The organism is Mesorhizobium sp. ORS 3428 (assembly GCF_001854785.1).
In the GTDB taxonomy this organism is placed as follows: domain Bacteria; phylum Pseudomonadota; class Alphaproteobacteria; order Rhizobiales; family Rhizobiaceae; genus Mesorhizobium.
This window is the reverse complement of the sequence record NZ_MDFL01000159.1, coordinates 257,035-270,022: the sequence shown is the minus strand read 5'-3', so window position 1 is coordinate 270,022 and position 12,988 is coordinate 257,035. Positions and strand designations below refer to the sequence as shown.

General features: G+C 64.9%; 9 protein-coding genes. 6 read left to right on the top strand and 3 right to left on the bottom strand.

Features of this window, described 5'->3' with window-relative positions; genetic code table 11:
* Positions 1-159: 159 nt before the first annotated feature.
* Positions 160-960: a WecB/TagA/CpsF family glycosyltransferase gene (locus ORS3428_RS27710; protein ID WP_443136884.1), complete on the top strand. Its 801-nt coding sequence runs from the start codon at positions 160-162 to the stop codon at positions 958-960.
* Entirely contained in the window at positions 957-2,183 is a 1,227-nt protein-coding gene (locus ORS3428_RS27705; RefSeq protein WP_071101450.1) for an FAD-dependent oxidoreductase, read from the top strand. The genes ORS3428_RS27710 and ORS3428_RS27705 overlap by 4 nt, the downstream gene beginning before the upstream one ends.
* A 112-nt stretch (positions 2,184-2,295) precedes the next feature.
* Here the strand turns inward: ORS3428_RS27705 and ORS3428_RS27700 are convergent, their stop codons facing one another.
* Complete coding sequence (locus ORS3428_RS27700) at positions 2,296-3,453, bottom strand: GNAT family N-acetyltransferase (protein WP_071101449.1); 1,158 nt, start codon at positions 3,451-3,453, stop codon at positions 2,296-2,298.
* 286 nt (positions 3,454-3,739) lie between these two features.
* Here ORS3428_RS27700 and ORS3428_RS27695 point away from each other — a divergent pair, with 286 nt between their 5' ends.
* Complete coding sequence (locus tag ORS3428_RS27695) at positions 3,740-5,206, top strand: glucosamine inositolphosphorylceramide transferase family protein (protein WP_071101448.1); 1,467 nt, start codon at positions 3,740-3,742, stop codon at positions 5,204-5,206.
* A gap of 145 nt (positions 5,207-5,351) precedes the next feature.
* On the opposite strand, the gene ORS3428_RS27690 is transcribed toward ORS3428_RS27695, so the two are convergent.
* Both ORS3428_RS27690 and ORS3428_RS27685 read right to left on the bottom strand, forming a co-directional pair.
* On the bottom strand, positions 5,352-6,446 hold the full coding sequence (locus ORS3428_RS27690) for a glycosyltransferase family 4 protein (RefSeq protein WP_071101447.1): 1,095 nt from the start codon (positions 6,444-6,446) through the stop codon (positions 5,352-5,354).
* Positions 6,443-7,855 (bottom strand): lipopolysaccharide biosynthesis protein, encoded by a 1,413-nt coding sequence (locus tag ORS3428_RS27685; protein ID WP_071101446.1) that lies wholly within the window; start codon positions 7,853-7,855, stop codon positions 6,443-6,445. The genes ORS3428_RS27690 and ORS3428_RS27685 overlap by 4 nt, the downstream gene beginning before the upstream one ends.
* Before the next feature lie 244 nt (positions 7,856-8,099).
* On the opposite strand from ORS3428_RS27685, the gene ORS3428_RS27680 reads away from it, so the two are divergent.
* The 3 genes from ORS3428_RS27680 to ORS3428_RS27670 all read left to right on the top strand — a co-directional run bounded on the left by ORS3428_RS27680 (position 8,100) and on the right by ORS3428_RS27670 (position 12,984).
* Positions 8,100-10,259: a GumC family protein gene (locus ORS3428_RS27680; protein ID WP_083355316.1), complete on the top strand. Its 2,160-nt coding sequence runs from the start codon at positions 8,100-8,102 to the stop codon at positions 10,257-10,259.
* On the top strand, positions 10,229-11,389 hold the full coding sequence (locus tag ORS3428_RS27675) for a glycoside hydrolase family 5 protein (protein ID WP_244508118.1): 1,161 nt from the start codon (positions 10,229-10,231) through the stop codon (positions 11,387-11,389). Before ORS3428_RS27680 ends, ORS3428_RS27675 begins: the two co-directional genes overlap by 31 nt.
* Before the next feature lie 71 nt (positions 11,390-11,460).
* Positions 11,461-12,984, top strand: coding sequence for a hypothetical protein (locus ORS3428_RS27670; RefSeq protein ID WP_071101445.1), 1,524 nt, complete (start codon positions 11,461-11,463; stop codon positions 12,982-12,984).
* Positions 12,985-12,988 lie beyond the last annotated feature (4 nt).

Below are 12,988 nucleotides of genomic sequence, written 5' to 3'. Positions count from 1 at the left end.
CGAAAAGTTTTAGGAAGTACAAAAAGAGATCTTGAAGAAGACTGCTCTATAAGCGGCGGATCGTATCCGCTCTTTCCCAGCCAGAACCTGACGCCTGCCAATCATGAGACTTCTCATTTTCCCCGGTTGCACCATCAGACTTCAAGAGGGCGCGCAAGCGTGACCGCCGTGGCAAAGCTGGAAGCAGCGCCTTCCCCGCAGGACCTGCTTGCATTGCCGACAGTGCAGCTTGGGGGGCTGCCCGTCACCGTAATCGACCGGCAAGGCGCAGCGCGCCTGATGATCGCTGCGGCGCGGCAGCATCGCCGCGGCAGCCGTCCGTACTATTTCACCTCCGCCAATGGCGAGGTCATCGCCCAGGCGCGCGCGAAATCGGAGATAGCGGCACTCTTCCGTGAAGCCGACCAGATCTTCGCCGACGGCCAGCCGCTTGTACTCGCCTCGCGCCTTTTGTGCCGCACGCCGCTGCCGGAACGGGTGGCCACCACGGATCTGTTCCATGACGTTGCAGGGCTCGCCGAGAAGGAGGCCGCGACCTTCTACCTGCTGGGGTCGACGGAAGCCGGAAACGCCAAGGCGGTGGCCGCGATCAGGGCCAGCTATCCGAGACTGCGTATCGTCGGCCATAGCCACGGCTATCTCACCGGCGAAGCGCTTGAGAAAAAGCTCGATGAGATCAATGCGCTTGCACCGGACATTTTGTGGCTGGGCCTCGGCGTGYCGCGCGAGCAGATCTTCGTCCGCGATTTTGCCTCGCGGCTCTCGAATGTCGGCCTGATCAAGACCTCCGGCGGGCTCTTCGACCATATCGCCGGCAAGGTCCGGCGCGCGCCGCTCTGGGTGCAGAAGGCCGGCTTCGAGTGGCTCTGGCGCATGCTGATGGAGCCGCGCCGGCTCTTCTGGCGCTATTTCACCACCAATCCCCGCGCCATCTACGCTCTTTTGAGGTATTCCCAGTGACAGCCGAACATTCGCTGCATCCGCTGCCGGCGGGAACCGACACCGAGATCGCCATCGTCGGCGGTGGGCTCTCCGGGACCCTTGCCGCGACCCTCCTCGGGCGGGCGGGCTACCGCGTCACGCTGATTGACCGCAACGCCGTTTTTCCTCGGGAATTCCGCGTCGAGAAGATCGCCGGCGACCAGATCGAAAAACTGCGCCGGATCGGCCTGCTGGACAGTCTTTCCGCGGCCGCCGCGGCATTCGACGAGATCGTCAACGTGCGCAAGGGACGTGTGCTCGACCGCACGCGCGCCCGCCATTACGGCCTCTTCTACGACGACCTCGTCACCGCGATGCGCGCCGAACTGCCCGAGACCGTACGTTTCATCGCCGGCCGGGTCAGCGCGGTCGAGGCGGGCCCCGAGCGCCAGCGTGTATCGATCATCGGGCAGGAAGATGTAACGGCGCGCCTGCTCGTACTGGCCACAGGGATGGGGGATATTCTGCGGCGCGACCTCGGCATCGAACGCCGGTTCGTCCACCAGCGGCAATCGCTGACTTTCGGCTTCAATGTCCGGCCGGCGGGCGCAGGCGCCTTCAAGCATCCGGCGCTAACCTACTACGGCGAGCGGGTCTCCGACGGGATCGACTATCTGAACTTTTTCCCGGCTGGAGGCGTCACTCGCGCCAATCTGTTTGTTTTCCGCGAGCATAACGACCCGTGGGTCAAGGCGCTGCGCGACCGTCCTCGCGAAACGCTCATCGAGACGCTTCCGGGACTGGTCGGCACATTCGGCGATTTCGAGGTCATCGACCGTGTCTCGAGCTGGCTCACCGACATCACCGTTGCCGAGAATTGCAAGCGCGACGGCGTCGTCCTGATCGGGGACGCCTATCAGACATCCTGTCCGGCCGCCGGAACGGGCGTCAGCCGGCTGCTCACCGACGTGGAACGGTTGTGCATGGTGCACGTGCCGCAATGGATGGCCTCGCCCGGCATGGCGGCGGCAAAGATCGCCACCTTCTACGACGATCCCGTGAAGCTGGCGATGGACGAGCACGGACTGGAACTCGCGAATTTCCGCCGCGGCCTGACCATCGACACCGACCTGCGCTGGCGCGCGCGCCGGCAGGTCCACTTCAGCCGGCGCCGCATCCTGCACGAGCTCGACAAGTTGAGCCCGAGCTTTGCCGCAAGACTGCGCGGTCTGAAGCGGCCAAGCGTCGAAGCCGTCAGCTGATTCGCGGGGGCCGCGCCCGCGCATTAACGCGCGTGGCTAATTGGGGATCACAGCTGCAGGCAATGCGAAGCGCGTGAGGCATTCAATTCGACGCGCTTTGATCTTTCGGATCTCAGGACGATTCGGCGGCCTCATCGGGCGCCGGCGGCACCATGATGGGAGCCGGCTTGGCTGTCTTGCCATGCGCGGCTTCCCGGATACGCCGGGCAAATGCCTTTGCTGCCGGCAATTTCTCCACCGTCAGATGCGCCGCATARCCGAGCGGACTCCCTGCCCGGTAGATCTGCCACATCGGTGAGGGGCGGCCGCCGAAGATGCGCTTGTAGGRCTCGTCGCCGATGGTGAAATCGAGGTGATGGTCGCCGCGCTCGATACAGTCGCGGGCGATCTGCTCGAACATCAGGCTGCCGATCGACTGCTTCCTGTAGCCGGCCTCGTCGAAGCCGCCGAGAATGACCAGGAGCGATCCACGATGCGCAAGCCCGAGCGCGCCGGCAATCGGCCGGCCGTTCATCCAGAACGCATAGGTGCGGGCAAAACTGCCGCATCCTTCGTTGGCGACGGCGAGGTAGAAGTCGAAATAGGAGGGCAGTTGCAAAAGGTCGGCGGGACCATTGCTGCCGTCGAATCGTTTGCCGCGATAGACCTTCAGGRCATCGAATGTCGTGCGGATGGCGGCCGGCCCGTCTACGCATTCGAAGCGTGCCTCCCCCATGCGGTTGAGCTGCCGGGACTTCTTGTCGAGCTCCTTGCGATACGAATGGTCCAGCCGGTGCTCGCGCCAGCCCGCAAATGTCGGCTCCAGCTTGCTGGAGTAGGCGCTCATGCCCATGCTGTCGCGCTTGTCGATGCCGAACAGGCGTTCCATCGCCAATGAGCGGTCCGCAAGTTTGCCGATACGCAGGAGATCGTAGGGCCGAAGATGCTTGCGGATGGCGGCGACGGTGCCGCTATCGCCGAGGATGCGGGAGAACGTTTCCTCGTCGGCGACCGGCGACACATAGTCGGAAACCCGCATATCCGCGAATTCCACCACCTTCAGCAGCGCGTAGCGGCGCCTGACCAGCRGCAGGACCATCGCAAGCTTTCCGCTTGCACGCGCACGCACGACGATGATCAGCGGCGTGGCGGCGCTCTGCCGCACGATCTTCTCGTACAGCTGCGCGAGCCATATGGGATGCTGAAATGYGGTCGCCGCCGAGCTGGCGAAGAGCTCGGCGTATTCCGTCGAGCGGAAATCGAACGCATCCTCGGCAGTGACTTCAAACATGTGATCCGAACCGGCGAGACAGCGCGCTATCGACGACGTCTTGCGTTCCAGGTCAAGATCGATCGCCGGGATTGTTGGAATCTTGGTATATGCCGAAAGTGCTAATGGCGCGTTGCACAGCCGGTCAGACGCACGACCACAACCGCTTTGGGACCGCAAGTCGAGAATCTCGCCATGACAGTAGAAAACGGATTTTGCGTGTAACCCCGATGTAAGTATTTTCGACCAATCTTCCGCTCCTCATTGTGTGAACCCCAGGTGGGAGACAAACGCGGACGGGAATGACATGCTGGCGATCGAGGTTATCGTGCCGCAATCGGCGCCACGCCGTTGGCAGCAGGTTGCTATAGAGCGGCTGCAGGCGGACGGCCACGATGTCGCCGTGCGGCATCAGCCGGGGCCGGCAAGCTGGCCAGCCGCGGCCAAGGCCGCTTTCCAGTTCGAGCAACGTCTTTTCCGGCGCCGCGGACCCAATCTCGCCGCCCCGCTGCCGCAAATCCAGGCAAGATCCGGCAAGCGTCCCGCCGCGCTGAGGCTCGATCTTGCCGGCGATGCGCCACCGTCGGATGTCCCGACGATCGGCTTTCTGTTCGACGGTTCTGGCGCCGATCTCTCGGCGGCGATTGCCGTCGCGGCCGGGCGGCTGCCCGTGATCGAGGCCGTGCTCGACAGGAAAACGGTGGTGGGCCGGGCGCGGCCGATGGTGGACAAGCGCGAATCCACGGCRCTCGGCACCGAGGACGTGTTCGCCCGAGCCGTCACCTTGGTTCAGTCGGTCGCTCGCGCCTTCGCGACGGACCGGCTGCCGCGCGAGCCGGTGGCTAAAGACCTTGGCCGCACCGAGCGAAGCTCGACCCGGTTCACATCGGCCTATCTCGGCGCGGCGCTGCCGCGGCTGGGTCGGGAAGCGCTGCGGCGCGCTCGCTTCCGCCATGCGCATTGGCGCGTCGGCTACCGCTTCACCGATGCACCCGGCGTCGCCGAAACAGGCAGGCTCGGGACCGGCTGGTCGGTGTTGCCGGACCCGGGCGATCATTTCTATGCCGACCCGTTCCCTTTCTGGTGGCAGGGTCAGCCCTTCGTGTTCGTCGAGGATTATCCGCACGCGACCGGCAAGGCGGTCATCTCCGTAGTGCCGTTCAATGCAAGCGGGGTGCCCGGTACGCCTCGCGTCGTGCTGGAGGAAGCGCATCACCTCTCCTACCCGCAGGTGTTCGAGCGGGACGGCGCGATCTGGATGCTRCCGGAGGCGAGCGCCGGCGGCAAGCTCACGCTCTACCGCGCCTCCGGCTTTCCGGACGGTTGGATCCCCGAAGCCGTGTTGGTGGAAGGCGAAATTTCTGACGCCACCTTGCTCGAGCATGACGGGCAGCTCTGGCTGTTGGCCACGGATCGCGACGGCCACGGAAGCACTTCCGACATGCTGGTGGTTTTCTCGGCTCCGGCACTTGCCGGCCCGTGGCGGCCGCATCCCGCGAACCCGATCCTGATCGACCATCGCATGGCCCGCCCCGGCGGAGCCTTCGTCCGCAACAGCGAGGGCCGCGTCCTCCTGCCGGTTCAGGATGGAACGCTTGGCTACGGCGGCGGGCTTGGCCTGTCCGAGCTGCTGCAACTCGACCGGCAGACGGTGCGGCTCTCGACGCCCCGACCGATCGACGCCGCGGGYGACTGGCCCTATCCGAAGATCCACACGCTCAATCGGGCTGGCCGGCTGGAGGTGATCGACGGGATCGCCGCAGTGCGGAAGTAGTCAGAGCCCGTTTCGAAACTCGCTCCTGCGAGTCATATGAAGGCGTTTTTCGAGAACCGGAGCTGAGCGTACTTGAGTACGTGAGCACCGGAAGCGCAGAAAGCGCCTTCAGATGGCCGTAGGAGTGGAGTTTCCAAACAGGCTCTCAGGCAAGAAGTAGCGCCTCGTAGCCTGCGCACATCCTGGCCGGCGAATATTTGTCCCGCAGCCGCCGCCCCGCCGCCGACAGCCTAGCCTTGAACTCCGGCTGCGCGAACAGGTCGGCAAGACCTCTTGCCATGCCGGCGGCGTCGGCCTCGACGAACAGCGCAGCGGACTCCCCGTCATCCGAGGTCAGCACCTCGTGCAGGACATCGAGGTTGCTCGCCACGACCGGCAGGCCGGAAATGGCCGCCTCGACGCAGGCGAGGCCGAAGGTCTCCGTCATCGACGGGAACGCGTACGCATCGCCCGCCGCGAGGAATTCGAAGATGCGCGCCGGAGGAACCTCGCCGACCAGATGCAGGCGGTTCGCCACGCCTCGGCCTTCGGCGAAGGCAAGGAGCGCCTCGCGCTCCGGCCCAGCGCCGGCGAGCGCGACATGGACTTCAGGCAATTTGTCGAGCGCCCCGACCAGCGCGATCTGGTTCTTCATGCGCGTCAGCCGGCCGGACGAGACGGCTAGCCAAACATCCTGCGGCAGGCCGAATGCGGCACGCGCCGCCGCCTTGTCGAAATCCTCGCCCGGCGCGGCAACGCCGTGATCGATGCGGCGGATGCGCCGCCGATAGGATCGCGGATAGCGATCGAATTGCGCCTCCGTCCAGCCGGAATTGACGACATTCGCCTGGTAGAGGCCGACCATGCCCATCAGCTTGTCGATCTGGGAGAGCAGACCCATGACGCCCCTGCTGTGCGGAGCGCCGCTCTGATTTGCGACGATGTGCCTGACGCCGGCCAGCCTGGCGCCGATCGTGCCGAAGATATTGCCGTAATGCTGGTAGGTGATGACGGCGTCGGGGCGGGCCGTGCGCAGATATTGCGCCAGGCCGATGGTCGCCCGGACCTGTCCGGGCAGTCCTCCCGGGCGCTGCGTCACGATGAAATCCGCGTTGGGATCGCGGTCATAGGCTTCGGTTTTCCGGTACATGAAGACCGTGCGCACCTCGTGYCCGCGCGCCCGCAGTCCCTCGCCCACCATGTCGGAGATGCGTTGCGCTCCCGCCGCCTCCGCCTGGGTCTGCACCTGGACGATCTTCACGCGCGCCCTCTCAGGAGCAGGTGAGGCACGAGACCAATCCTGTCCAGGGACAAGCCGAGGATCGACGGGTTGATGCCGATTCTGCGCCGGGCGATCGACACACCGATGCCCGTCCAGGCGACGACGGTCCCGGCAATGCTGAGCGCCGCTCCAATGGGTCCAAGATAGTAGGTTGCCACGGCCGTCACGCAAAGTCCGACGATGTTGACCACGACAAGCACCTTGAACAGCGCATGCTGCAGACCGGTCAGCTGCAGCAGGACTTCGATCGGCCCACAGGCGGTGCCGAATGTCGCCCCTATACCGAAGATGACCAGCGTTGCCCTCATGGTGGGCGTGGCATAGGCCGGATTGAAAATGCCCAGGATGAAGTTGCCGAAAATCCAGAACGTCGCCAGCACGCATAGCGCAATGGCCGAGCCGCCGAGAGCGGCAAGACTGGTGATGCGCTGAACGTGAGCCCGGTCGCCGCTGTAGAAGGCGGCCGATATCTGCGGCGCCAGCGCCTGGTTCAGGCCGTTGAGGGCAAGGGTCACGAAACGCGTGGTCCGATCCGCCACGAAGATTGCGCCGGCCGCCTCCGGGCCCAGGATCATCGCCACGAGCAGGGTGCTGACCTGGCCAAGAGCGGGCGGCAGCGAGGTCACGCCCCACAGGCCGAGAGTGACGGTCTTGAATTCCTGCTTTTGTCCTTCCGTCAGACGGCCGCGGTCGGCGCGCGCGGTGTCGCGCACCAGGACCACCGTTTGCGGAACGACGGAAAGGATCAGCAGCAAGGCCGTCAGGTATGTCGCCGCCACCGCGCTCATTGTGACATGCAGGACATGGAGGACGAGAACGGCAACGATCGTCGCCGCGCGCCAGACGATGTCCCGCGGCAGCAGTCCGGATATCAGCGCGTTCTTGGCCCGGAAGGCGCCGGAAGTGAATTCCGACCAGCCCAGCGAGAAGGACAGCACCGCGGCCGCCACGCACAGCGGCAGCCACTCGGGTGCTCCCCTGCCGACGAATGGCAGGAATCCCACCACGATGACGAGCAGGCTGGTGGCGACAAGCCCTRCCAGGGCCACGAGGATGGCGCGCGCCATCAGTCCGTGAGCGGAGGCGAGATCGCCCAGCCCCRCATACTGAGGCCAGAACCTGAGCACGGTGCTCTGCTGGCCGACCGATGCGAAGAAGGAGACCAGGCTCGCACCGGCATAGGTCGCGCTGTAAAGGCCGAACTGGCGTWCGTCCGTCACCATTGCCACGGCCACGAACACGAGGAAGGAAAGGCCCGCGCTGGCGAGCTTGATGATGCCGGCGACGGCGCCGCTCCTGGCAAGGGCCGCGATCGACATGCGCATGTCGGATGCCGAGCTGGCCTGCCCGGCCAGGCCAGCTTCGCGGCTACCTTTGTTGTCGTCCAACTTCGCCTCCCGAGACGACCGGCTGTGGCTTGTCCCTTGGCCTGCGCGCCGCCGCTCAAAAACCCGGCCCTGAATAGAGCGAAAGCCCGCATCTGCGCCAGAGCGATCACTGCGCATGGTTACCGTCGTCGCTCGGCACGGATCGCATGGTCGCCGCACCACCCTTAACGGATGGCTAACGATAATCCTTAATAATGTGGAGAAGAGTGAGGTCGTGACGCCGCGGCTCCGCACGAGGGAAATGATGAAGCCAGCCAGGATCGACGAGCGCACTCTTCCGCCGCTGTTCGACATAGGTGCCGTGTGGGCCATCCTGTGGGCGCGTCGCGTGATGGTGTTAGCCATCGCCGGCGCGACATTGCTGCTGGCGCTCTCCTATCTTGCAGTGACCAAGCCGAGCTACACGGCAACTGCCTCGATACTGATTGACCCACGCGATACGCGCGCGACCAATTTCAACAACGTGCTCCCGGGCATCGGGTCCGACAGCGCCGCCATCGCCAGCCAGGTCTTCGTCATTCAATCGCCTGACCTGCTGGGCTCGGTCTTCAAAAGTCAGAAGCTCGACAGYGATCCGGAATTTGCCGGAACCGGCCTGATGTCGCGCCTGTTGTCGCCGTTCGGAGCCGGYGCGACCTCGGCGCAGGATGCCGCCTTCAAGCGCTTCCAGAGCAAGGTGTCGGTGGAGCGCGAAGGGCTTACCTACGTCATCAATGTCAGCTTCACGTCCCCCTCCCCCGAAAAGGCCGCGYGCATCGCCAACGCCATCGTCGACCAGTACCGGGCAGGCCTGGTGGGAGAGCGCGAAACCGCCAACAGTGACGTCAATACGTTGCTGACGGACAGGATCTCTGGCCTGCAGAAGGACGTCAGCGATGCCGAGCGCGCAGTCGAGGATTTCAAGGCAAAGCACAACATCGTCAATTCGACGGATGGCGGCACGCTGCAGTCGCAGCTCGATCAGCTTACGAGCCAGTTGATAGCCGCCCAGGGCGACGCCGATCAGGCCAAGGACCGGTACAACCAGGCGCTGGCGGCAGGCAATTCGCCGGCCGGGCTTGCCAGGCTTGCCGACATTCTTAGCTCCACCTCTGCCATCAAATTGCGCGACGACTACAACCAGCGCGCCGCTGAACTTGCGAGCCTACAAACCATGTACGGGCCGCGTCACCCGACTATCGGGCGGCTTCAATCCGAACTGGATGGGATGAAGCGTCTGATGGCGGCCGAAGCCGACCGGATAAGGCAGCAGCTGAAGGCCAACTACGATCTTGCCGTGCAGAACGTCCAGAAGCTGCAGGACAAGCAGGAAGCCCTGCGCCAGCAGTCGACGAACTCGAACATCGCCCAGGTACAGCTGCGGCAGCTGGAATCCAAGGCGCAGGCCGCGCGCGCCGTGCTCGACGACTTCCTCAAGCGCGCGCAGGAAACCTCCCAGATGCAGGGTGCGCAGACCTCCGAGGCGCGCAAGATCGGCGCGGCCTCGCCGCCTGTGCAGCCGACATGGCCGAAGCCGGTTCTGCTGCTTCTGGTGAGCGCCGTTCTGGGGCTGCTCGCCGGATGCGGCCTCGCCTTGGCGCTTGGGCCTATCCCGCAGCCGGAAGACGAACCGCTAGCGCCGAGCGATGTCGCGCCCGAACCGGTCGCGGATCGCAAGGAGAGCGCGCCCGTCACCCCCCGGCCGTTGCCGATGCCGGCCAATTTCGGCGAATACCGCCTGCCCGGCGTCGCCGGCGGGACCGCCTATTCCAGCATCAAGGCGATCAGRAAGCAGCTGTTCCAGACGGGAGGCGAAACGCTTTCGCTCGACGTCCTGAAGATCATGCGGCAGATGGTTCTGCACCTCGACGACCACGGCAAGCCCTTCGTGATCCTCGTGTCCTCGATCCGCAGCAGCTTTGAGGCAAGGGTTGCGGGGGCGATGCTGGGGATCGGCGTGCAGCGCGCCGACCAGAACGTGCTGATGGTGGAAATCGGCGATCAGCTGTCTGAGTCGATGACGAGCGGAGCTGGCTTGTTCATCGACGGCGCGACCGGTCTGCGGACGGTCGTGTGCAGCTCCGTGGCGGAGAAGGGTCCCGGCGCGCCGGACCGCAACACGTTCCGCAGCATTCTGGCCGAGGCCGGCAGCGCCTTCGATTTCGTCCTGGTGATCGCGCCTTCCTTCAACGAGAACGGCTGGAATCCGGAACTCTTCGCCAAAGCCGATCTTGCGCTTGTCGCGCTCGGCCCGTCCGAGCAGCCTTCGGAGGCCGCGAGGCTGCTTGCGCAGCAATTCGGCGCCGGCCAGATCGGCCGCAGCGCCACTCTTGTCGTCGCGCCGGACAGCGCGCGGCCGGCCGGTACGATTGCCGGTCTTCAAGAGGTCGGCGAATGGCGCCGCGGCGCTGCCGCCAGGGGGTAGGCCGTGGAGACGGTGGGCCGATGACATCGCCACCCAGGCTGTCGCGGCGGCATGCGCTGGCGCTTGCCGCGGGAGCTCTTTTCGCCACCTCTCCTCTTCCGAAATCCGCAGCGCTGGCGACGGCCGGCGAACGTGTTCCCTCGCGCGGCTTCAACCTCCCCGGATGGTTCGACCGCAACGGCGGGCTTGCGCCCGCCACGGCCACGCTTGAAAAGCTGCGCCAGGCGGGATTCGAGACGATCCGGCTGCCCGTCAACGGCGATCTCCTCTCAACCGGGGACACGGGCAGGCTTCGCCGCATCCAAAACGGGGTCAGGGATGTCGTCGGGCTGGGCTTTTCGGTCCTCCTCGACATGCATCCCTCGGGCGAGCTGGTTGAGGCTTTCCGCACTGATCCTGCGGCAGCGGGCGCACGCGTCCTTCAGGGCTGGACGGCGCTTCGTGTCGTCGTCGCGGACCTGCCGGCGGATTGGGTCTATCCGGAGCTGCTGAACGAGCCGCCCATGGAACGGACCAAATGGCTGGCGCTGCGGGAGCAGATCGCCGCAACGCTCAGAGCAAGCTGTCCGCTCCACACGCTGGTCTGGGGACCAGCGCGGTTCCAGGGCATCTGGGAAATCGCCGACACCCCGCCGCTCGCCGACGACAATCAGATTGCCGCTGTTCACTATTACGCGCCCATGGCATTCACCCATCAGTGCGAGAACTGGGACGCGTCGCCGCTTGCCCGTATCGCGAACCTGCCCTTTCCCGCGGCAAAGGAAATGGCGCCGGTGAGTCGGCTGCTCTCCAAGCTGCGCGCGGCGGGCGATGAAGAGGCAGYGAGCCTCGTCGAGGATGAACTGTCGGCCCCTTGGACGGAAACGCGGATCGCGGCGGATTTCGCCGGTCTTGGACGCTGGTCCGCGACGCATGACTGCCCGGTTATGCTGAACGAATTCGGCGTRCTCAACTTCTGCGTGGATCCCCAAAGCCGCGCGGCCTGGGCGCGCGCTGTGCGCAAAGCGGCTGAAGCGAACCATGTGGCATGGACCTATTGGGAACTCGATCAGGGCTTTGGCTTCATCAAGAACAGGCAGAGCGCCGAAGGGTTCGACGGCTCCATGATCGCAGCGCTTCTCGGAAGTTGAGCGAGGACCGACATGGACAACTACCGCCATAAATCCTTGCCTCGGCAGGTAGTGAACGGAGCGGGCCGGCGATGAGCACGACGCAGGTCTATTCGCCGGTCAGGTCGGGCGCACCGGGTCGCGACACGCCAGAGGCGCTGCTGCATGTCGGCACGGCCCTGCTCGTCGTTGCGCTTGCCGTCTCCGCCTTTGCCGTCTGGACTCCGTTCGGGATTGCCGCGACCTTCGTGCTGACGCTGATCATTGCGAACGCGATGCCTTCAGGCGTCCCTGTTTTGATCATTTGCGCCTTCCTCTACCAGAACCTCGTGGTCGCCTGGTTCACCCCCTACATTCCCGACAACGACACGTTCGACGCGCTGCGCGGCACGAACTTCATCATACTGATGACCGCGTTTTGCATTTTCCTGGCCGCCTCGTTTCAGTACCGCGTCCGCGCCCTGACCGAATTGCGCCCATGGCTGCTGCTGAGCATTGCGCTGTGCGGCACGGTTAGTTTCTACTTCGCCCTCGGCGTCGTTCATGGCGGCGCCAAGGACGCCGTGGTCTATTTCCGCAATACGATCACGCCGCTCGCCTGCTTTCACGTCGCGGTGCTCGCCGCCAGCCTTTATCCGGTCGACCTGCGCAAGAGCATGCTCTGGCTCGGCGCCGGCGCGGTCGTCTATGGCTATGCTGAACTGACCTTCACGATGAATTTCCTCGGTCTGTTCCATGGCGACCTTTACGTCGAGCGCAGCATAGCGCGGCAGATCGAGACCGGCGTGTGGGAAAAGGCGCTCCAGGAAACGGGTTTCGTCTTCCGCGGGATCGAAGACGTGATGACCACGACCTTCTTCAACACGCCGCTGTTCAACGACATCCTGCCGAGCGTCTTCCGCATCGGCGGCCCGAACTTCCATCCGATCAGCTATGCCTATGGCCTTGGCATCATCTCRGCCTGGCTGCTGTTCAAGGGTCGCTGGCTGGTGCCCATCGCAGCCTTGCCGCTCCTCCTCGTCATCGGTTCGAAGGGAGCGACATTCATGCTGCTCGTCGCGCTTGCCGTACGGCTGATCTACAGCCCGTCCCGCGCCGGACTGGCGCTTGCGGCGGTCATCGCCCTGGCCGTGGTCTGGACCATCGCAGCGATCGGTTACGGCGCAACCCATGGCGACTATCACGTCCTCGGCCTGATCGCCGGCATGCGCGGCTTCCTGGCCGACCCGCTCGGGCAGGGACTGGGGCTCGGCGGCAACCTGTCGAGCACCAGCATCAATCTCAACTGGCAAACCGCCCAGGCCGAGGGCGTCGCCTCCGTTCCCGTCGAGAGCGYGGTTGGCGTGATGCTCTATCAAATGGGAATAGGCAGCCTGGTGTTCTTCGGTTTCCTGGCGGCGCTGTTGGCGGCGCTGCGCCGGCAGCTCATCRAAACCGGCGACCCGGACTTCCTGTTCGGCTTTGTCGGCATCGCCACCATCTCGGCCAATGCCGTGCTGCAGGAGGAGGCGTTCTATTCCCCTCTTGCTCTCGCCTTCTGCCTGCTGCTTGTGGGAATTTCGCTCGGGACACGCTGGCGCGCGGCCGCGGCGGCAAGGGCCGGGGCGCCGGGCTGATTCC